Annotated in this window: 18 protein-coding genes; 17 read left to right on the top strand and 1 reads right to left on the bottom strand. The window is 62.9% G+C overall.

Annotation, left to right across the window (positions count from 1 at the left end; all coding sequences use genetic code 11):
* The 9 genes from IVA74_RS28025 to IVA74_RS28065 form a co-directional block, all read left to right on the top strand.
* The coding region (locus IVA74_RS28025) for a hypothetical protein (protein WP_247349672.1) at positions 1-181 on the top strand (181 nt) is incomplete at its 5' end.
* Positions 182-203: 22 nt separating this feature from the next.
* Complete coding sequence (locus IVA74_RS28030; protein WP_247349673.1) at positions 204-911, top strand: TetR/AcrR family transcriptional regulator; 708 nt, start codon at positions 204-206, stop codon at positions 909-911.
* Between the two features lie 218 nt (positions 912-1129).
* The gene (locus IVA74_RS28035) at positions 1130-1939 is read left to right on the top strand and encodes an ABC transporter permease (RefSeq protein ID WP_247349674.1); all 810 of its coding nucleotides are present in this window, start codon (positions 1130-1132) and stop codon (positions 1937-1939) included.
* Positions 1940-1994: 55 nt separating this feature from the next.
* Positions 1995-2987: an ABC transporter substrate-binding protein gene (locus tag IVA74_RS28040; protein WP_247349675.1), complete on the top strand. Its 993-nt coding sequence runs from the start codon at positions 1995-1997 to the stop codon at positions 2985-2987.
* Positions 2984-3832 carry an ABC transporter ATP-binding protein gene (locus tag IVA74_RS28045; protein ID WP_247349676.1) on the top strand — a complete coding sequence of 283 codons (849 nt, stop codon included), beginning with the start codon at positions 2984-2986 and terminating at the stop codon, positions 3830-3832. The genes IVA74_RS28040 and IVA74_RS28045 overlap by 4 nt, the downstream gene beginning before the upstream one ends.
* A gap of 215 nt (positions 3833-4047) precedes the next feature.
* The gene (locus IVA74_RS28050) at positions 4048-5445 is read left to right on the top strand and encodes a hypothetical protein (protein ID WP_247349677.1); all 1398 of its coding nucleotides are present in this window, start codon (positions 4048-4050) and stop codon (positions 5443-5445) included.
* Positions 5442-6593 (top strand): Gfo/Idh/MocA family oxidoreductase, encoded by a 1152-nt coding sequence (locus IVA74_RS28055; protein WP_247349678.1) that lies wholly within the window; start codon positions 5442-5444, stop codon positions 6591-6593. Before IVA74_RS28050 ends, IVA74_RS28055 begins: the two co-directional genes overlap by 4 nt.
* Before the next feature lie 135 nt (positions 6594-6728).
* Positions 6729-7934 carry a dihydrodipicolinate synthase family protein gene (locus IVA74_RS28060; RefSeq protein WP_247349679.1) on the top strand — a complete coding sequence of 402 codons (1206 nt, stop codon included), beginning with the start codon at positions 6729-6731 and terminating at the stop codon, positions 7932-7934.
* Entirely contained in the window at positions 7934-8797 is an 864-nt protein-coding gene (locus tag IVA74_RS28065) for a sugar phosphate isomerase/epimerase family protein (RefSeq protein WP_247349680.1), read from the top strand. The genes IVA74_RS28060 and IVA74_RS28065 overlap by 1 nt, the downstream gene beginning before the upstream one ends.
* 40 nt (positions 8798-8837) lie before the next feature.
* On the opposite strand, the gene IVA74_RS28070 is transcribed toward IVA74_RS28065, so the two are convergent.
* The gene (locus tag IVA74_RS28070; RefSeq protein ID WP_247349681.1) at positions 8838-10070 is read right to left on the bottom strand and encodes a cytochrome P450; all 1233 of its coding nucleotides are present in this window, start codon (positions 10068-10070) and stop codon (positions 8838-8840) included.
* 107 nt (positions 10071-10177) lie between these two features.
* Here IVA74_RS28070 and IVA74_RS28075 point away from each other — a divergent pair, with 107 nt between their 5' ends.
* The 8 genes from IVA74_RS28075 (at position 10178) to IVA74_RS28110 (ending at position 20893) form a co-directional block, all read left to right on the top strand.
* On the top strand, positions 10178-10732 hold the full coding sequence (locus IVA74_RS28075; protein WP_247349682.1) for a phosphonopyruvate decarboxylase: 555 nt from the start codon (positions 10178-10180) through the stop codon (positions 10730-10732).
* The gene (locus tag IVA74_RS28080) at positions 10729-11319 is read left to right on the top strand and encodes a thiamine pyrophosphate-dependent enzyme (RefSeq protein ID WP_247349683.1); all 591 of its coding nucleotides are present in this window, start codon (positions 10729-10731) and stop codon (positions 11317-11319) included. Before IVA74_RS28075 ends, IVA74_RS28080 begins: the two co-directional genes overlap by 4 nt.
* A 135-nt stretch (positions 11320-11454) precedes the next feature.
* Positions 11455-12156, top strand: coding sequence for a TetR/AcrR family transcriptional regulator (locus tag IVA74_RS28085; RefSeq protein ID WP_247350231.1), 702 nt, complete (start codon positions 11455-11457; stop codon positions 12154-12156).
* Position 12157: 1 nt separating this feature from the next.
* Positions 12158-13351, top strand: a complete 1194-nt coding sequence (locus IVA74_RS28090; protein ID WP_247349684.1) for an efflux RND transporter periplasmic adaptor subunit — start codon at positions 12158-12160, stop codon at positions 13349-13351.
* Positions 13352-13427: 76 nt separating this feature from the next.
* Entirely contained in the window at positions 13428-16523 is a 3096-nt protein-coding gene (locus IVA74_RS28095; RefSeq protein ID WP_247350234.1) for a MexW/MexI family multidrug efflux RND transporter permease subunit, read from the top strand.
* Between the two features lie 139 nt (positions 16524-16662).
* Complete coding sequence (locus tag IVA74_RS28100) at positions 16663-19260, top strand: ATP-binding protein (RefSeq protein WP_247349686.1); 2598 nt, start codon at positions 16663-16665, stop codon at positions 19258-19260.
* Positions 19257-19646 (top strand): response regulator, encoded by a 390-nt coding sequence (locus tag IVA74_RS28105; RefSeq protein ID WP_247349687.1) that lies wholly within the window; start codon positions 19257-19259, stop codon positions 19644-19646. Before IVA74_RS28100 ends, IVA74_RS28105 begins: the two co-directional genes overlap by 4 nt.
* Positions 19643-20893, top strand: coding sequence for an adenylate/guanylate cyclase domain-containing protein (locus IVA74_RS28110; protein ID WP_247349689.1), 1251 nt, complete (start codon positions 19643-19645; stop codon positions 20891-20893). The genes IVA74_RS28105 and IVA74_RS28110 overlap by 4 nt, the downstream gene beginning before the upstream one ends.
* Positions 20894-20896: the final 3 nt, after the last annotated feature.

A 20896-nucleotide genomic window follows, 5' to 3' on the forward strand; every position in this document is an offset into this window, starting at 1 on the left:
TCCGAAAGACCCAGCGGTCGGGACGAAAAGCTGGCAGCAATCAAACAAAAAGCTGAACATCCGCCTTGACACACCAAATCCCCATGTGAGCAATCCAGAATCCCTCCACGGAGACAGTCTGGATTGCTTCGTCGCAAGGGCGCCTCGCAATGACGGCGAGCGCGTGTTACATCCATCCTGAGACCACCCAGCGAGCAACCGGTTTGGCGAAGGCAAAGCGAACTCTGAAATGGCAGCGCGATCCCGAGGGGATGCGGCTGCGCATTCTCGAAGCGGCCAAGCAGGAATTCTCGGCCCACGGTCTTGCCGGCGCACGTGTCGATCGCATTGCTGAACAGGCCGGCGCCAACAAGCGGATGCTGTACTATCACGTCGGCAACAAGGACGAGCTCTATCTCGCGGTGCTCGAAGGCGCCTATGACAAGATCCGCAGCGAGGAGCGTGGGCTCGATCTCGAGCACCTCGACCCGCCCGAGGCCATCAGGCGCCTGATCGAGTTCACCTGGAATTACTTTCTGCGCAATCCCGAATTCCTGTCGCTGCTCCAGACCGAGAACCTCGCGCGCGCAAAGCATTTGAAGCGCTCGACCAAGGTCAAATCGATGCACTCGCCCTTCGTCGAGATGATCCGCACCGTGGTGCGGCGCGGCGTCGAGAGCGGCGACTTCCAGGTCGCGGTCGATCCGGTGCAGCTCTACATCTCGATCGCGGGGCTCTGCTTCTTCTATCTCTCGAACTCGGCGACGCTCAGCGTGATCTTCGGCCGCGATTTGCTGGCCAAGGACGCCAAGGACGAGCGGCTGGCCCACATGGTCGGCCTCGTGCTGGCAGCGCTGACGGGGCGCTCGGCGGAGCTGCTGAAGATCGTCAAGGCGCCGAAGTCGCGCGCCGCGGTGGCGCAGACGGTTTAATCTCAAGCTCTCGCCGGATCCGTCATGGCCGGGTTTGTCCTGGCTTGTCCCGGCCGTCCACGCGCGTCTCCGCGTGAGGAGAGGCGTGGATGCCCGGGACAAGCCCGGGCACGACCAGCGGGGGAACAGGCACAAAACGTCACAGGGAAACCTCTGGACAGTATTTACCCAATCGGTTAATTTCTCCCTCAACGAACAAGACGACCGGGAGTGAGAACGTGGCGGAGCTGAAGCCGCAGAGTGCGGTGTCCAAGATGCTGAATGCGGCCTGGATTCGGCCGTTCCTGTTCCTTGTCTTCATCGTCGTCGCCTGGGATCTCGCGATCCGGCTGTTCAAGATTCCCGCCTATCAAATCCCGTCACCTGGCGATGTCCTGGCGGTGCTGCGCACCGAATGGCCGGAACTGCTGCGCCAGTCCTGGCCGACCACCTATGCCACCGTCTGCGGTTTCCTGCTGTCGGCGCTGTTCGGCATTCCTGTCGCCATGCTGATTGCGGGCTCCAAGACGGTGGAGAGCTATGTCTATCCGCTGCTGGTGTTCTCGCAATCCGTGCCGAAGATCGCGATCGCGCCGCTGTTCGTGGTGTGGTTCGGTTTCGGCATCATTCCGAAAGTGATTTCGGCCTTCCTGCTCGGCTTCTTCCCGGTGGTGGTCTCCGCCGTGCAGGGCTTCAAATCGGTCGATCCCGATATGGTGGATCTCGCCCGCGCCATGCAGGGCAGCCGCTTCCAGGTGTTTTGTGCCGTGAACCTGCCGCATGCGCTGCCCGCGATCTTCTCCGGTCTCAAAGTGTCGGTGACGTTGGCGGTGGTCGGCGCCGTCGTCGGTGAGTTCGTGGGTTCCAATTCCGGCATCGGCTACGTGATGCAGCGCTCGATCGGCACGTTCGACCTGCCGACGATGTTCGCAGCCCTCGTGATCCTCGCGCTGCTCGGCGTGATCCTGTTCTGGGTCGTGGACCGCATCGAGAAGCTGGTCATTCCCTGGCATGTCAGCCAGCGTGAGGACGTGATTTTCGCATCTTAACTAAAGCAACCAACGGCCACCAACGGCCGAAGCAAATCGACAAGGGAGAGTGACGATGAAGCGGTGGATTGGAGCAGTCTCTGCGGCGCTGATGGTGTTTGCGGCGATGCCGGCGCAGGCCGCCGACAAGGTCGTGCTGATGCTAAACTGGTACGTCTATGGCGAGCACGCGCCGTTCTATTACGGCAAGGCCAAGGGCATTTACGCAGCCGAGGGCATCGATCTCGAGATCCAGGAAGGCCGCGGATCGGCTGCGACCACGCAGGCGGTGGCCGCCAAGACCGCCGATTTCGGCTATGTCGACGTGCCCACCATGATGCGCGCCGCGATCAAGGGCGCGCCTGTGGTTGCGACCGGCGTGCTGCTCCAGACCAGCCCGATGTCCGCCATGGGTTTCGTCGACAAGAACATCAGGAAGCCCGAGGACATCAAGGGCAAGACGGTCGCGATCACGCCTGCCGATTCCATGACCCAGATCTGGCCGTTGTTCCTGAAGAAGACCGGCCTGAAGGAGAGCGACTTCCAGACCGTCGCGGGCGACGGCCAGACCAAGCTCAATGCGGTCATCAACGGCCAGGCTGACCTCCTGCTCGGTTACGTCATGGACCAGTCGATGAAGATCAAGGACGCCACCGGCAAGGACGTCTATCCGATCAAGTTCGCGGACTACGGCATCAACATGGTCTCCTCGGGCATCATCGCCAACACCGATTATGTGAAGGCCAATGCCGACCTCGTGCGCCGCTTCATGTCGGCGACGACAAAGGCGGTCGAGGCCGCCGAGAAGGAGCCGAAGGCGGCGGCGCAGTCGATCCTCGACGCCAACCCGAAGGGCGGCAAAATCGATACGCTGACGCAAGGTTTTGAGTTGACCATTCCGCTCTACCGGACCGCGGAGACCAAGAGCAAGCGGCCGTTCCAGGTCACCGACCAGAACATGACCGACTCCGTCAATCTGATGGTCGAATATGGCGGGCTGGACGCCAAGGCCAAGGACAATCCGAAGGCGTTCTATACCAACGACTACCTGCCGAAGAGCGGCTCGTGAAACCTGCGACAGTTATGAGTGAAATCGCGCAGCCGGCCGCACATCTGAGATTGGTGAGCGACCGTGCTGCCGGCGATGCGTCGGGCATCAAGCTGTCCGGCGTGTCGAAGACCTATCGGACGCGCGACGGCGATGTGCCGTCGTTGCGGCCGCTCGATTTCCACATCAACGACGGCGAGTTCTTTGTCGTGGTCGGCCCGTCCGGCTGCGGCAAGTCCACGCTGCTCAAGCTGATCTCGGGATTGCTGCCGCCGACATCAGGCGAGATCCTGGTCGAGGGCGAGAAGGTGACGACGCCGCACGGCAATGTCGGCATCGTGTTCCAGAACGCGCTGCTGCTGCCATGGCGCAACATCCTGGCCAACGTGATGCTGCCGATCGACATGAAGCGGCTGCCGCGGCAGACATATCTCGACCGCGCCAAGGCGCTGTTGAAGATGGTTGGGCTCGAAGGCTTCGAGAAGAAGCTGCCGTGGCAACTCTCCGGCGGCATGCAGCAGCGCGCCTCGATCTGCCGCGCGCTGGTGCACGATCCCAAGATCATGCTGATGGACGAGCCGTTCGGCGCGCTCGATGCGCTGACGCGCGAGCGCATGAACGTCGAGTTGATGCGGATCCAGCGCGAAACGAAAAAGACGGTGCTGCTGATCACGCATTCGATCCCCGAGGCGGTGTTCCTCGCCGATCGCGTGCTGGTCATGACCGAGCGGCCCGGCGCGATCGCCGCGATCTACGACGTGCCACTGCCGCGTCCACGTTCGCTCGACGTGATGGCTGATCCTGTCTTCACCGAACTCGTGCAACGCATCCGCAAGCATTTCTTCTCGCAAGGGGCGTTGGATTAGTTAGCGATGGTGTTCTCCAGCCCGACCACATGCACGGTGCGCTCCCTCCCCCGCGTGCGGGGGAGGACTGGGGAGAGGGTATCTCCGCATCAGGATTGTCCGGTCGCGGAAAGAACCCTCACCCGGCGCTGCGCGCCGACCTCTCCCGCAAGCGGGCGAGGTGCACCGTCCGAGCGGCCAGACCGGTTTCCAACAAGCTCACATGCGGAAGCACCATGCCACCGCGCCTGAAGCTGCGAGACATCGCGTTCTTCGAACGTCCCGTGCATTTCGCGCGGCCGTTCCGCTTTGGCGCGATCACGATCAACGCGACGCCGCAGCTGTTCGTGCGGGTCGAGATCGAGGTCGAAGGCAAGGGGACCGCGGTCGGCGCCAGCGCCGAGCTGCTGGTACCAAAATGGTTCGACAAGCGGCCGGAGCTGTCGCCGGCACAGACCGTCGATGATCTGCGCCGCTCGCTGGAGATCGCGCGGCGGCTTTATCTTGCGCGAACTGGATTTCTGACGGCATTCGATCTGCATGCCTCGTGCATCGGTGCCCAGGTCGCGACCTGTGCGAAAAAGAATATTCCGGCGCTTGCGGCGGCTTACGGCCCCGCGGAAATCGACAAGGCGATCCTCGACGCGCTCCTGCGCGCGGCCGAGACCAGTTTTTTCGACGGCATGGCCGGCAACATCGCCGGAATCGATGCGCGGCTGTCGCCTGACCTGAAGGAAACGGATCTCACGACGTTCCTGTCCGGCCGGAAGCCGGTGTCGCGTGTTGCCATCAGGCATACCGTCGGCCTCGACGATACCGTTGAAGGTGAGGGCGGGGTTGCCGATGCCCGCGACAACTCCGGTGCAAGATATTTCAAGCTGAAGCTGTCGGGCGATCCCGTGGCCGACGCAGCGCGGCTGGCGCGGATCGGCAAGGAGCTCGATACGCTTGGACGTGACTACAAGGCGACGCTCGATGCCAACGAGCAATATGCGGATCTCGCGGCGTTGCAGGCGCTGATGGACCGGCTTGATCGTGATCCCACATTGCGGCCGATCGCGTCGCGCTTGCTCTACGTCGAGCAGCCGATGCCGCGCGATATCACCCGGCAGTCACCGCTGGGTTCGCTGGCCGCGCGTGGCTTTATCATCGACGAAGCCGATGATTCCTACGACGCGTTCCCTGCGGCCCGGGCGCTCGGCTATTGCGGCATCTCCTCGAAGTCCTGCAAGGGGCTCTACAAGTCCATCGTCAACGCGACGCGTGCGGCGAAATGGAGCGCGGGCGGCGAAAGATTCTTCGTCACCGGCGAAGATCTCACCTGTCAGGCGGGTCTTGCCGTGCAGCAGGACCTCGCGCTCGGCGCCTTCCTTGGCATCACGCACGCCGAGCGCAACGGCCATCACTATGTCGACGGCTTTGGCGAGGCGCCCGCCGCAGAAGCCGAGGCCTTCGCGGCAGCGCATCCCGAACTCTACGCCGATGCCGGGCAGGGCATCCGGCTCTCCATTCACAACGGCGATCTCCTGACGGGATCGCTCAACCGAGCGGGTTTTGCGACGTCGGTCCATCCGGACTGGTCGGCACTGCGCCTGCTCGAACAGCCAAAATCACCTAGGGAGCAATCGGTATGACCACCCAACGCCTCGGCCTTATCATGAACGGCGTCACCGGCCGCATGGGCCTGAACCAGCATCTGATTCGCTCGATCGTCGCGATCCGCGAGCAGGGCGGCGTCCGTTTGAAGAACGGCGATCGCGTGATGCCTGATCCGATCCTGGTCGGCCGCAGCGCCGAGAAGGTCGAGGGGCTGGCCAAGCGCTACAACATCACGCGCTGGACCACCGACCTCGACGCGGCGCTCGCCGACAAGAACGACACCATGTTTTTCGACGCCGCGACCACGCAGGCGCGCCCCGGTCTGCTCATCCAAGCCATCAATGCCGGCAAGCACGTTTATTGCGAGAAGCCGATCGCGACGAATTTCGAGGCGGCGCTCGAGGTCGTCAAGCTCGCCAATTCCAAGGGCGTCAAGCACGGCACGGTGCAGGACAAGCTGTTCCTGCCGGGCCTGAAGAAGATCGCCTTCCTGCGTGACTCCGGGTTCTTCGGCCGCATCCTCTCGGTACGCGGCGAGTTCGGCTATTGGGTGTTCGAAGGTGGTTGGCAGGAGGCGCAGCGGCCGTCATGGAATTACCGCGACGAGGACGGCGGCGGCATCATCCTCGATATGGTCTGCCATTGGCGCTACGTGCTCGACAATCTCTTCGGCGAGGTCGAGAGCGTGAGCTGCATCGGCAACACCGACATTCCCGAGCGTTTCGACGAGCAGGGCAAGAAGTACAAAGCGACCGCCGACGACTCCGCGTATGCGACGTTCCAGCTCAAGGGCGGCGCCATCGCCCACATCAACATGTCCTGGGTGACGCGCGTCTATCGCGACGATCTCGTCACCTTCCAGGTCGACGGCACGCTCGGCTCGGCAGTCGCCGGCCTTTCGGACTGCATGATCCAGGCGCGTCAGGCGACACCCCGGCCGGTGTGGAATCCCGACGAGAAGCGGCTGCATGACTTTTACGGCGATTGGCAGAAACTGCCGGATAATGTCACCTACGACAACGGCTTCAAGGAGCAGTGGGAGATGTTCATCCGCCACGTTTACGAGGATGCGCCCTACAAGTTCACGTTGCTCGAAGGCGTCAAGGGTGTGCAGCTCGCCGAATGCGCGCTGAAGAGCTGGAAAGAGCGGCGCTGGATCGACGTCGCCCCGATCAAGGTCTGAGTCTATTGGATAAGTGTCGATCCTTATTGAACCGTCATTGCGAGCGAAGCGAAGCAATCCAGACTGCCACTGCGGAAAGAATCTGGATTGCTTCGTCGCTTCGCTCCTCGCAATGACGGGGAGAGGTCTGAAATCATGAACAAGCCCGTCCTGCCCAAGCCCGTCCCTTCAACCTCGTCCCTGTCGCTCAAGCTGCCGAAGGCCGATCGTTCGATCGAAACCTATCGGCTCGCGGCGTCGCGAACGTTTCCCGCAAAGCTCGAGGGACCGCTGAATCGCGTCGCATTTTCGGCGGTGCATACGGTGGTCGATCCCTTCGCCGACAACGATCCCTGGCTTTCGGTTGCGATCGACTGGGACAAGACCATCGCCTTCCGTGAACATGTCTGGGACCTAGGACTCGGCGTCGCCGAAGCCATGGACACCGCGCAGCGCGGCATGGGGCTGGACTGGCCGACTTCGCTGGAGCTCATCACGCGTTCGGTGTCTGCCGCCAAGCATCGCAACGCGCTGGTGTTCTCTGGAGCAGGCACCGATCATCTCGCGGTCGAGGACGCCAAGAATCTCGACGACGTGGTCCGGGCCTATGAGGAGCAGATATCGGCAGTCGAAAAGGTCGGTGGTCGCATCATTTTAATGGCGTCGCGCGCGCTGGCCAAGCTGGGCCGTAACGCCGACGATTACGCAAAGGTCTATGACCGCGTGCTCTCGCAGGTTCGCGAGCCCGTGATCATCCACTGGCTCGGCGACATGTTCGACCCGGCGTTGACGGGCTATTGGGGCACCAACGATCTCGATAAGGCGATGGACACGGCGGTCGCCATCATCAACGGCAACGCGACCAAGATCGACGGCGTCAAAGTTTCGCTGCTCGACAAGCAGCGCGAGATCGACATGCGCAGGCGTCTCGACAAGCGTATCAAGATGTACACCGGCGACGACTTCAACTATGCGGAGCTGATCGCCGGCGACGGCGAAGGCTTTTCACACGCGCTGCTCGGCATCTTCGATGCGATCGCACCGGCGGCGTCCTACGCGCTGTCGCGGTTGGCAGCCGGCGACGAGGCCGGCTTCCACGATGTGCTGGGACCGACGGTGCCGCTGTCGCGCCACATCTTCAAGGCGCCGACGCGCTTCTACAAGACCGGGGTTGTCTTCATGGCTTATCTCAACGGCCACCAGGACCATTTCACCATGGTCGGCGGGCAGGAGAGCACGCGCTCGATGCTGCATCTTGCCGAGCTGTTCCGCCTTGCCGATCAGGCCGGTCTGCTTGCCAATCCTGAACTTGCGACGCGACGGATGAAGACCGTGCTGGCTTCGCACGGAATCGAATCCTGATGCGCGATTTCTCGTCCGACCATCGCTGGCTGTCGCTCAACACGGCGACGGTCCGCAAGCAGGGTGACCTCGTCGAGATCATCGACGCCTGTGCCAAGCACGGCATCCGCGCCATCGATCCCTGGCGCGACCAGGTCGCGGCCGTCGGCCTCGATCGTGCCGCGCGTGCGGTGCGTGATGCCGGTCTCGACCTATCGGGCTATTGCCGGGGTGGCATGTTCACATCCGACGCTGCACGCCGAGACGAGGTGCGCGACGACAACCGGCGCTGCGTCGACGAAGCCAAGGCGCTGGGAGCACCCTGCATCGTGCTCGTCGTCGGCGGCCTGCCGCAATATTCGCGGCCGGGCAGCAAGGCGTCGAAGGACATCGCCGGCGCGCGGACGCAGGTCGAGGAAGCGCTAGCTGAGATGCTCGACTACGCCAAACAGGCAAAGCTGCCGCTGGCGATCGAGCCGCTGCATCCGGCCTATGCGGCGGACCGCGCCTGCGTCAACACGACGAAGCAAGCGCTCGACATCTGCGACCGGCTTGATCCTGATCGCAGCGGCATGCTCGGTGTCGCGCTCGACGTCTATCACATCTGGTGGGACCCCGAGCTGATGGAGCAGATCGCGCGCGCCGGCAAGGATCGCCTGCTGGCCTTTCATGTCTGCGACTGGCTGGTGCCGACGAAAGACATCCTCAACGACCGTGGCATGATGGGCGACGGCGTCATCGACATCAAATCGGTGCGCGAAGCGGTCGAGGCGCAGGGCTTTGCCGGCTATTCGGAGATCGAAATCTTCTCCAACGGCTGGTGGGACAAACCGATGGACGAGGTGCTGCAAACCTGCATCGCGCGGCACAAGACAGTGGTTTAGGCCTCCGGAATAATCCGTTGCACGCAGCGGCGCTGAGGCCTCAGCCGATCGCGCAGGGCACGCTCAAAAATCCGCGGAACCGCACCCGTCCGCCTCGCACCGGCTGTCCGCTCACGGCGTAGTTCGGGAAGCGCGCCAAAAAGCGCGAGACCGCGATGGCGCCTTCCAGCCGCGCCAGCGCCATGCCGGCGCATTGATGCGCGCCGGTGGCGAAGGCGAGATGCCGGTTCGGCGTGCGCGCGACGTCGAATCTCTCGGGGTCCGGAAACTGTGCCGGATCGCGGTTGGCTGCACCGATACACAGCGTGATCGACGTGCCGGCATCAAGCATGACGCCGCCGAGCTCGACCCGCTCCGTGGTCATGCGGTTGCCGAGTTGGTTAGAGCTTTCGTAGCGCAGCATCTCTTCGACCGCAGGCTTGATCAAATCCGGATGGCCGATCAAGCGCTGTTTCTGATCCGGATTCCGGTCGAGCGTCACGAGGCCGTTGCCAATCAGGTTGGTGGTGGTCTCGTGGCCGGCATTGAGCAGGAAGATGCAATTGTGCAGCAGCTCCTTCTCGGTCAGCCGCTCGCCGTTCTCCTCGCCATTACCTTCTCCCTGGATCAGTCGCGTCAGCACGTCGCGCTCGGGATTGCCCGGCCTCTCGCGACGGCGCACGACCAGTGTCGAGAGATAGGCGAGAAAGTCCGTCACGGCTTTATTGCCGCGGGCAGCCACTTCAGGCGACACCACCGGTTCGAGCGCACCGAGGATCGCCAACGACCAGTCGCGCAGCGGCTCGCGCTCGTCATGGGGAACGTCGAGCAGATTGCCGATCACCTCGATGGGGATCGATGCGGCGAAGTCCTCGATCAGTTCGCAATCACCTTTGGCGGCGATGGCGTCGAGCAGGCCGTCAACCAGCTTGATGATATCAGGCTCCATCCCCGCGATCGCACGCGGTGACAGCGCGCCCATGATCAGGCGCCGTACGCGCGTATGCGCCGGCGGATCGTTGAAGACGAGACTGGTGGTGTGGTGCTCGTAGAGCGGGGTGTCGCCGTATTTCGGCGCGAACTCACGCTTCTTGTCCGAGCTGAACGATATTGTGTTCTTGTAGGTCGTGACGAGATCGTCATAGCGGGTCAGGAACACGGTGCCGTTGGGCAGGCGCTTGACCGGTTCGTTCTCCCGCAGTGCACGATAGGTCGGGTAGGGATCGGCGTAGAAGTCGGACGTCAGCTTCTCCAGATCGAACTTGGCTGCCAGTTCATTCGCACTTGCGTTCATGCCGCCATACTCGCCGGTTGAGTCCGATATGCTGTTTTCGCTCTTTCGAGCGACGCGGGTCACCGTCTACAGTCGTGCCATGATTTGCAAGCCGACCGGACAGGAAAATGCACGCCCGCGCTGACGCTGCCGACACGGCCGCCGAGTCTAGCACTCATTGGCCCGACGATATTTTCGCGACCTTGCAACGCTTCGGGGTCCGGCAGGTGCCCTACGTGCCCGACGCCGGCCATTCGAGGCTGATCGAGAGCGTGCTGGCCTCGTCCACGATGCGCGGCATTCCGCTGACGACGGAGGAGGAGGGCGTGGCGCTGCTGGCCGGCGCCTGGACCGGCGGACAGCGCGGTGTGTTGCTGATGCAGTCGAGCGGCGTCGGCAATTGCATCAACATGCTGTCGCTGATCCCGATCCTGCGCTTTCCGTTCCTCACCCTGGTGACCATGCGCGGCGAATGGGGCGAGTTCAATCCGTGGCAGGTGCCGATGGGATCGACCACGCAGGGCGTATTCGAACTATCAGGCGTCAAGGTGCTGCGTGCCTCGAACGCGGCCGAGGTGCCGGCCGTATTGGAAGCGGCGGCTGGACAGGCCTACAACGCCCTTACGCCCACCGCTGTCCTGCTGTCGCAGCGCCTGATCGGCGCCAAGGTCTTCACCAAATGAGCAAGGCCAATCTCCTCGACCGCCGTCAGGTGGTGTCCGCGCTGCTTGCGAACCGCAAGGACGTGGTTGCGATCGGCGGCCTCGGAGCTTCCACCAACGACATGTGCGCGGCTGGCGACCACGCGCGCAACTTCTATCTCTGGGGCGGCATGGGTGGCGCGGCGATGATCGGCCTCGGGATCGCGCTGGCGCAGCCAAAACTGCCGGTGCTCGTCATCACCGGTGACGGCGAGATGCTGATGGGGCTGGGCAGCCTCGCCACCATCGGCCTGCAGAAGCCGTCCAACCTCTCGATCGCGGTGCTCGACAACGAGGCCTATGGCGAGACCGGCGGCCAGACCAGCCACACCTCGGCCGCCGCCGACCTCGTCGGCGTCGCCAGGGCCTGCGGCATCGGGGATAGCCGGTCTGTGACAACCATGGCCGAGGTCGAGGCCTTCGCCAAAGCCGTCCACGACGTCTCGGCCGGACCACGCTTCGCCAACGTGAAAATCGACAGTGCCAATCTGGAGCGAATCTTGCCAAGTCGGGATGGGACTTACATTCTCAACCGGATCCGGGGCGACCTCGGCTTTCAGCCGATCTAGGCTGGCTTCCCCAGCGGCCCCGTCCTGCGCAGGGACGATGTAAGCAAGATCAATTTCCACTGAAATTACAACGCATTTAGGTTGCGTTGCAGCATAGTGCTTGACTTTTACGTGGGTGAGTGCTTACTCACCAGCATGAGCTCATTGCGTATGACGAGCGACCTGAGGCGTCAATTGATCCTCGGCGCCGCAAAGCGTTGCTTTGCCCGACACGGCTATATCGGCACCACGACCAAGAGCGTGGCGGCCGCCGCTGCCATTTCCGAGGCGCTGCTGTTCAAGCATTTCCCGTCCAAGGCCGCGCTGTACGCCGAAATTCTCAGCGACGAATGCGAGGCTGACCCGGCGCTCATGGAGCTGCTCGAACGGGAGCCCTCGACCGTCACCCTGGTCGAAGTGATCCGCGGCATGGTCGGACATTTCCTTCACATCGCCGACGGGCCCGACCGCGAAGAAGCCCAGCGCCTGCGACTGATGGCCACGAGTCATTTGGATGACGGCGAATTCGCCCGTTTGCTGTATGCCAAGATCGAAACGCTGATCGGGGCGGTCTTCGTCGCCTCGCTCAAGCGTGCGGTTGCCGCCGGAGACGCGCGGCCATACAACGGCGAACCGCTCAACCTGTTCTGGTTTGCGCATCACACGGCGATGACGGCTGCGCTGACCAGGCTGCCGGCCACGCCGTGTCTCGCTTATGGCAAGGCGAACGACCTCGAGCGGCAGCTCTGTGAGTTTCTCCTGAGAGGTATCGGACTTAACGACGCCGCAATTGCGTCGCATTTGGGCCGCGATCAGGCCGCGGATGCGGGCAAAACGGCGATTGCAGAAAGCGCATGACATGAACATCGTAACCGAACACAAGATTTCGGGCGAACCGATCGACACCAAGGCTCCCAAGCGTCCGGTCCGGCCGGTGCTCTGGTTCGTTATCGTCGGAACGCTTCTGGGCGTGCTGGTCGGTGGCCTCGTCTGGTTCAATTATTTCCGCGGCCAGATGATCAAGCAGTTCTTCGCCAACAACAAGCCGCCGCCGGTCGCGGTCAGCGCCGCCGAGGCGAAGTCCGAGGTGGTGCCGAACCTGTTGACCGCGGTCGGTGGTCTCGCCGCCGTGCACCAGGTCGATGTCAGCGCCGACGTCAACGGCCGCGTCACCGAGATCAAGTTCGAGCCGGGCACGCATGTCGAGGCCGGCACGCCGCTGGTGCAATTGTTCGACGCGGCCGAGCAGGGCGATCTCGCGAGCTTCAAGGCGCAGGCAACCGTCGCGCAGCTGTCGCTCGACCGCGCCAAGCAACTGGCGTCGCGCCAGTTCGGTCCGCAGGCGACCGTTGATCAGGCGCAGGCTGCCTACGACCAGGCAATGGCCGGAATTGCCAAGACCGAGGCATTGATTTCGCAGAAGCTGGTGCGTGCACCGTTCTCCGGCGATCTCGGCGTCCGCAAGGTCGAGGTCGGCCAGTATCTGACAGCCGGCACGGCGATCGTTTCGCTGACCGATCTGTCGGAGCTGTGGGCCAACTTCACGGTGACGGAAAAGGACTCGGGCAACCTCAAGGTCGGTCAGCCGGTTCGGCTGAAGGTCGACGCCTATCCGGGCCGCACCTTCGACGCCAAGATCACCACGATCGAGCCGCAGATCTCGACCGACACCCGCAACATCCGCGTGCAGGCGACCATCTCCAATCCGGAGAAGATCCTGAAGCCCGGCATGTTCGTGACCACCACTGTGGTGCTGCCGGACAAGCCGGCCGTGGTCACCGTGCCGGAGACGGCGGTCGACTACACGCTGTACGGCGACTCGGTGTTCGTGATCACCGAGAAGAAGGAAGAGGACGGCAAGACCAGCCTGAGCGCGGTGCGCACTTTCGTGCAGACCGGCAACCGGGTCGAAGGCCGCGTCGAAATCGTCAAGGGCGTGAAGCCGGGCGACAAGGTCGTCGCCGTCGGCCAGCTCAAGCTGCAATCGGGCGCGGCGGTGTCGATTTCGACCGACCCGGCTCCGCAGATCCCGGCGCAGCCGCCGCGATACTGACATCGCACACGTCGCAGCATGATCCGGCCCGGCCGGGTCATGCGCTTTGCAAGTCAACGAAATCGAGATCGCCGCGATGCGCTTTACTGATATTTTCATCAAACGGCCGGTCCTGTCGATCGTCGTCAGCCTGCTGATCCTGCTGATCGGCCTGCGCGCGGCAACGACGCTGCCGATCCGGCAATATCCGAAGCTGTCGAACACGGTCATCAACATCACGACCGTCTATCCGGGCGCGTCCGCGGACCTGATCCAGGGCTTCATTACGACGCCGATCGAGCAGGCGGTCGCTTCCGCCGAAGGTGTCGATTACATCACCTCGTCCTCGGTACTCGGCACCTCGACGATCCAGGTCTACATCAAGCTGAATTTCGATCCGAACCAGGCGCTGACCGAGGTTCTGGCCAAGACCAACTCGGTCAAATACCTGATCCCGAAGGAATCCAACGATCCGATCGTCACCAAGACCACGGGCCAGACCACGGCCGTGATGTATCTCGGATTCTCGTCCGAAGAGCTGTCGGGCTCGGCGATATCAGACTATCTGACGCGCGTTGTGCAACCGGTGCTGTCGACCGTCGACGGCGTGGCCTCCGCCGACATTCTCGGTGGTCAGACCTTTGCAATGCGGCTGTGGCTTGATCCCCTGAAGATGGCGGGCCGCAACGTGTCGCCTGCGGATGTCGCGGCCGCGATCACCGCCAACAACTTCCAGTCCGCGGCGGGGCAGACCAAGGGCTATCTGATTGTCTCAAACGTATCGACGAATACGGGCCTGACCGACGTCAACCAGTTCAAGAAGATGATCGTCAAGGCCAAGGACGGCGGCTTCGTGCGGATGGAGGACATCGCCACCGTCGAGCTTGCGGCCCAAAGCACCGACGCGAGCGTTGCCTTCAACGGCGAGCACGCGATCTTTATCGGTGTGCAGGCAACGCCGCAGGGCAACCCGCTGACCCTGGTCAAGGGCGTGCGGGCGCTGTTCCCTGAGCTGGAGCGCAATCTGCCGCCGTCGATGAAGATGAAGGTCGCCTACGATTCGACCAAGTTCATCCAATCTTCGATCGACGAGGTGGAGAAGACGCTGGGCGAGGCCGTAATCATCGTGATCGTGGTGATCTTCCTGTTCCTGGCCTCGTTCCGCTCGGTCATCATTCCCGTCGTCACCATCCCGCTGTCGATGATCGGCGTCTGCACGCTGATGCTGGCGCTCGGGTTCAGCTTCAATTTGCTGACGCTGCTTGCGATGGTGCTCGCGATCGGCCTCGTGGTCGACGACGCCATCGTGGTGGTGGAGAACATCCATCGCCATCTGGAGGAGGGGAAAACGCCGGTGCAGGCGTCGCTGGAAGGCGCGCGCGAAATCGTCGGTCCCATCATCTCGATGACCATCACGCTCGCGGCCGTGTACGCGCCGATCGGTTTCCTTGGCGGCCTGACCGGCTCGCTGTTCCGCGAATTCGCCTTCACGCTTGCGGGCTCGGTGATCGTGTCCGGCGTGATCGCGCTGACGCTGTCGCCGATGATGTGCTCGGTGCTTCTGAAGAACACCGAAGAGGGCCGCTTCGCCAAGTTGGTCAACAAGGTGTTTGGCGCGCTGACGCGGTGGTACGGACGCAGGCTCGATCGCTCGCTCGACTACAAGGCCATCACCGGCCTGTTTGCGGTGACCATCCTCGGGCTGGTCGGCTTCCTCTACATGCACACGTCGAAGGAGCTGGCGCCCGAGGAAGACCAGGGCATCGTGTTCGCGGTGACCAAGGCGCCGAAATACGCCAACATCGACTACGTCGACTTTTACGGCGAGAAGCTCGACAAGGAATTCCAGAAGTTCCCCGAGACCGATCTTCGCTTCGTGCTGAACGGCATCAACGGCCCGCAGGGCGGTATCGCCGGCATGCTGCTGAAGCCGTGGGAGGAGCGCAAGCGCTCGTCGATCCAGCTGAAGTCGCTGGTGCAGGCCGAGCTTTCCAAGATCGAGGGCGTGCAGGCGTTCGCGTTCAACCTGCCGCCGCTCCCGGGCGGCCCGGGCGGCCTGCCGGTGCAGATGGTCATCAACTCCACCGCCAGTTTCCAGACTGTCTATGAACAGATGGAGAAGTTGAAGGCTGCCGCCCGCAAGAGCGGAATGTTCATCGTCTCCGACAGCGACCTTGCCTACAACCAGCCGAACGTGAAGGTGACGATCAACCGCACCAAGGCGCAGGATCTCGGCGTCAACATGCAGAACCTCGGCAGCACGCTCGCGGTGCTGCTCGGCGGCAACTACATCAACCGCTTCAATCTCGAGGGCCGTTCCTATCAGGTCATCCCGCAGGTGCCGCGCGGCCAGCGGCTCTCGCCGGAATCGCTCGCCGGCTACTACGTCACAACCAACACCGGCCAGCAGCTTCCGCTCTCGACGGTGGTATCGATCGAGACCAAGACCGAGCCGAATTCGCTGACACATTACAATCAGCTCAATTCGGCGACCTTCTCGGCGGTGCCGATGCCCGGCGTGACCGTCGGTGCGGCGGTCGACTTCCTCGAGAGCGAAGCCAAAAACCTGCCGCAAGGTTTCAGCCATGATTATCTAGCTGACAGCAGGCAATATGTGCAGGAAGGCAACCAGCTCGCGGTCACCTTCGGCTTCGCGCTGATTATCATCTTCCTGGTGCTGGCGGCGCAGTTCGAGAGCTTGCGAGATCCGCTGGTCATCATGATCTCGGTCCCGATGGCGATCGTCGGCGCACTGATCCCGCTGTTCTTCGGCGTGGCGACCATGAACATCTACACCCAGGTCGGACTGCTGACTTTGGTGGGCCTGATCACCAAGCACGGCATCCTGATGGTCGAGTTCGCCAACGAGCTCCAGATCAACGAGCGGCTCGATCGCCGCTCAGCCATCGAAATGTCGGCCCGCATCCGTCTCAGGCCGATCCTGATGACCACGGCCGCGATGGTGACGGGCCTGATCCCGCTCCTGACCGCGACCGGCGCGGGCGCGGCCAGCCGCTTCTCGATCGGTCTGGTGGTCGTCGCCGGCATGTCGATCGGCACGCTGTTCACGTTGTTCGTGCTGCCCGCGGTTTACGTGGTGCTGGCGACCGACCATCGCGCGGCGGCCGATTCCGAGCGGAACAAGCAGGTCAACGATCTCGACCTCGGCTCCAAGGCGCTGCGGCCAACCTGAAGACGCAGGTAAGCTAACCCGAGGGCGGCAGCGGCATTCCGCTGCCGCCCTTTTCTATTTGCCCCGGGGGTCCGATTGCCATCAGGCTTTCCCGCGTTCGCGAGAGACAAGGTCCGGTCTTCTTGCTAGGTTCGGCGGGATGAGCCTTTCCCTCCACCCCGATACCCCGCAAGCACGGGCGCTGCCGACTGCGGCGCCGGCTGGCGTCGCGTCCAGCACGACGCCAGGGCAGGGGATCAGGACCCGGCTCTTCACCAAATATGTCGCGCTGTTCGTGGCCGTCGTCGCCATCGCGCTGCTGGCCAACGGCCTGTTCGAGGTCTTCTTCTATTATCGCGAGCACAAGGCCGCGCTGATCCGGGTTCAGCATGAACAGGCCGAGGCGGCTGCGGCCAAGATCGGTCAGTTCGTCAAGGAGATCGAGAGCCAGCTCGGCTGGACCACGCAGCTGCCCTGGTCGGCGAGCTCGATCGAGCAGCGCCGGTTCGACGCGCTACGGCTGCTGCGCCAGGTGCCCGCCATCACCGAGCTCGCCCAGATCGATGCGACCGGCAGGGAGCGGCTGCGGGTCTCGCGGCTCGCCATGGACGCGATCGACAGCGGGATCGACCTGTCGGACGATCCGAAGTTCACCGAGGCGGTCGCGCACAAGGTTTTTTACGGCCCGGTCTATTTCCGCAGGGAGTCCGAGCCGTACATGACACTGGCGCAGGCCGGGTCGCGCAAGGATGCGGGCGTCAGCGTCGCGGAGGTCAATCTCAAGCTGATCTGGGACGTCGTGTCCCAGATCAAGGTCGGCGAGCACGGACACGCCTACGTGGTCGGTCCGGAGGGACGCCTGATCGCGCACCCCGATATCAGCCTGGTCCTGCGCAACACCGACATGTCTGGTCTCGCGCAGGTGCGCGCCGCGCTGGCCGGAGGCGGCGCCACGCTCGATGCGCTTTCCGAAGCGCGCAACATCCAGGGACAGAAAGTGCTGACCGCGTCGGCTCCGATCGCGCCGCTGCACTGGACCATGTTCGTCGAGATGCCGGTCGAGGAAGCCTATGCGGCGCTCTATGCTGCGTTGGAACGGCTTGCCTTCGTGCTGCTCGCGGCGTCGATCTTCGCGGTGCTCGCCGGGATATTCCTGGCGCGTCGCATGGTCGGGCCGATCCAGGCGCTGCGGAGCGGCGCCGAGCGCATCGGCGGCGGCGATTTCTCCCAGCGGATCTCGATCAGGACCGGCGACGAGCTCGAGGGGCTCGCGGACCAGTTCAACCACATGGGCGAGCGCCTGCAGGAATCTTATGCGGATTTGGAAAAAAAGGTCGAGGTGAGAACGGCTGAGTTGACCGAGTCGCTCGAGCAACAGACCGCTACGTCGGAAGTGTTGCAGGTCATCAGTTCGTCTCCTGGCGAACTCACACCGGTGTTCCACAAGATGCTCGAGAATGCCACACGCGTCTGTGGCGCGAGTTTCGGCGTAATGAATCTGTGGAATGGCGAGAGTTTCACGATTGTTGCGGATTACAATGTGCCGCCTGCGTTCGCGGCTTCGCGAAAAGACCTGCCGATCCGTCCTCATCCGGAGAGCGCACTTGCTGTGGTCGTCAGGACACGCCGGGTCGTCCATGTTCATGATGTGCAGGAAACTCCGGCCTATCTTGCCGCAGGCCGGACCATTCGTGGAATCTCCGACGTCGCCGGCGCCCGCACGATCGTCATAGTGCCCATGATGAGGGAAAATGAGCTGATCGGAACGCTCGCGGTTTATCGCAAGGAGGTCCGGCCGTTTACCGATAAGCAAATCGCGTTGGTTGAGAATTTCACGAAGCAAGCCGTCATCGCTATCGAGAACACGCGACTGCTGAACGAGTTGCGCAAGCGTACGACGGAGCTGTCGCAATCCCTCGAAGATCTCCGCGCCGCGCAGGACCGCCTGGTCCAAACCGAGAAGCTGGCGTCCCTCGGTCAGCTCACGGCGGGGATCGCGCATGAGATCAAGAATCCGCTCAATTTCGTCAACAATTTCTCGTCGGTGTCGATGGAGTTGATCGACGAGCTTAACGAGGCCCTGCAAACGGCCTCGCTCGACGGCAAGACCAAGGAAGAGGTCGAAGAGCTGACCGGCATGCTCAAGAGCAATCTCGAAAAGGTGGTGCAGCACGGCAAGCGCGCCGACTCCATTGTCAGGAACATGCTTCTGCATTCGCGCGAGGGCTCCGGCGAGCATCGCCCCAGCGATATCAACGCGATCGTGGAAGAGAGCCTCAATCTCGCTTATCATGGCGCGCGTGCCGAAAGACCCGCCTTCAACGTCACGATCGAGCGCAGCTTCGACCCCGCGGCGGGCATGGTCGATATTTATCCGCAGGAAATCACTCGCGTCTTCCTCAATCTGATCTCGAATGGCTTCTACGCCACAGCAAAGCGCAAGGAGAGCGCCACAGACGCCTTCGAGCCCACCTTGCGCGCGGAAACGAAAAATCTCGGCGATAAGCTCGAGATACGTATTCGCGACAATGGCACCGGGATTCCGCCCGAGGTGAAGGAGAAGATGTTCAATCCCTTCTTCACCACCAAGCCGGCCGGCGAGGGCACCGGGCTCGGCCTTTCCATGAGCCATGACATCGTCGTGAATCAGCACGGCGGTACCATCGACGTGAACACCGAGCCCGGAGTATTCACCGAGTTCATCATCACCCTGCCGCGCATGATGGCGGCGGGCGACACTTCCGGAGGCAAGTCTTGAACGTTTACATCCTGGTCGTCGATGACGAACCCGACGTCGAGACGCTGTTCCGGCAGCAGTTCCGGCGCGACCTGCGCGCCGGCCGCTTCCAGATGGAATTCGCGCCGTCTGCGCCCGATGCGCTGAAGCTCGCCGCCGAGGTTCGCGATCCCTCGTTGATCCTGATCCTGTCAGACATCAACATGCCCGGCATGAGCGGGCTCGACATGCTGCCGAAGGTGCGTGACGCGCATCCTGACGTTCCCGTCATCATGATCACCGCCTATGGCGATGCAGAGACGCGCCGGAAGGCGATCGAGCGCGGCGCGGTCGGACTTCTCACCAAGCCGATCGATTTCGCGCTGCTGCGGCAGGAAATCGACACGAGGCTCGAGCAAGCCGCATGACCGCGACCATTCTCTTCGTCGACGACGAGCCGGATCTCGAGGCATTGGTCCTGCAAAAATTCCGCAGGCAGATTCGCGATGGGCTGGTGACCATCATGTTCGCGCGCGATGGCCTCGAGGCGCTGCAGTCGCTCGAGCAGAATCCGCATGTCGACATGGTCGTCTCCGACATCAACATGCCGCGGATGGACGGGCTGTCGCTGCTGGCGAAGCTCCAGGAAGCCGAAGACAAGAAGTCCACCATCATCGTGTCGGCCTATGGCGACATGAGCAATATCCGCACTGCGATGAACCGCGGTGCGTTCGACTTCCTGACCAAACCGATCGACTTCGCCGACCTGGAGATGACGATCCAGAAGACCATCCGCCACATCGAAATGCTGCGTGAGGTGCGAGGCCGCCAGGCGGAGGCGGAGCGCGCCCACGCCGCGCTGTCGCGTCATTTCTCGCCCGAGCTCGCCAAGCGTCTCGCGGCAGGGAGCGAAGGTAAGGGAATCGAAGTACAGTGGCGCGATGTAGCGACCATCTTCACCGACATTACCGGCTTCACCTCGCTGGTCGAGAGTGTGCCCCCGGAGACGCTGGGCGCGCTTCTCAACGAATATGTCGGCGGGATGACCGAGGTCGTTTTCGCCCAAGAGGGGACAGTTGCCAAGATCATCGGCGATGCGATCCAGGTGCTCTTCAACGCGCCCGGCGATCAGCCCGATTATGCGACACGCGCAGTCGCCTGCGCGCACGGTCTCGACGCCTGGGCGGAGGATTTTTCCGCACGCTGGAAGACGAGAGGCGTGAATTTCGGCACCACCCGTATCGGCGTTCACGCCGGGCCGGCCCTGGTCGGCAATTTCGGCGGCAACCGGTTCTTCGACTACACCGCGTACGGCGACTCCATCAACATCGCGGCGCGGCTGGAAGCCGCAAACAAGCATCTGGGCACACGGATTTGCGTCAGTGCCAGCGTCGCCAAGGCGGCTGAGAATTTTCAAGGCCGTCCCGTCGGCGAGCTGTTGCTGCGCGGACGCAGCGAGCCGTTGCGCGCGTTCGAGCCGCTGGCGCAGGCCCAATTCGCTGCGCCGGAAACGGCGCTGTATTCCGAGGCTTTTGCCAAGATGGAGGCCGGTGACGGCGCCGCCATGCCGGCCTTTGCCGCGCTGGTCGGAATGCATGCCGACGACTCCCTCGCCGGCTTTCACCTGAAGCGCCTGCTCAACGGTGCCAAGGGTATTCGCATGCAACTGGAATAGGAG

It is taken from the genome of Bradyrhizobium sp. 132 (assembly GCF_023074185.1).
Taxonomy (GTDB): Bacteria; Pseudomonadota; Alphaproteobacteria; order Rhizobiales; family Xanthobacteraceae; genus Bradyrhizobium.